The sequence below is a fragment of the Mycobacterium sp. genome (assembly GCF_008709575.1).
In the GTDB taxonomy this organism is placed as follows: Bacteria; Actinomycetota; Actinomycetes; order Mycobacteriales; family Mycobacteriaceae; genus Mycobacterium.
The window spans coordinates 1-540 of record NZ_VYIK01000548.1; the positions used below are offsets into that span (position 1 = coordinate 1).

Annotated in this window: 1 protein-coding gene; it reads left to right on the top strand. The window is 65.6% G+C overall.

The genetic code is table 11. The features are described 5' to 3' along the window. The first annotated feature begins 72 nt into the window (after positions 1-72). Positions 73-369, top strand: coding sequence for a hypothetical protein (locus F6Q13_RS20070; protein WP_367141383.1), 297 nt, complete (start codon positions 73-75; stop codon positions 367-369). The last annotated feature ends 171 nt before the right edge of the window (positions 370-540 follow it).

Sequence of the window (540 nt, forward strand, 5' to 3'; positions counted from 1 at the left end):
CCTTTCTGCGTCTGGTCGAGGCCGGCTGGGACGCCGAGGCGGTCCGCCGCCCGCACGCCCAGCACCACGGTGGTGGTTCACATCGACGTCGCTCAGCGCGCCGCGGTGCTGCATCTGGGTTCGGCACTGAGCGAGTCCGACCGCCGATACCTGACTTGTAGTGCCACTCGTCAAGTCTGGTTTTCGAACGCGGCGGGCAGGCGATCGGCGCCAGCCGCGCGCTCGAGAACCGCCACCCCTGCTGCGCGGTTCCCGGCTGTGGTGCCACCCCAGGTCTGCACGCCCACCACAATCTGCGCCTACTGGGAAGACGGCGGCCCCACCGAGCCGGCCAAGATCCGATTCGTGTGTCGTATCGACGGCAGCTGATTAGCACTATGGCTGTCATAGAAGGTGCGCGGTGGGACATTCCGGGGGATCAGCCCTGGCGGTTTCGGGGGATGCGTCGCAGGGATGAAAGTTGCCTCATTAGCGCAGTCGGTAGGCCGACCGGTATTGAGATTGCATCCAGGGCTGCGCATTTCCCAGATTCACGACCCT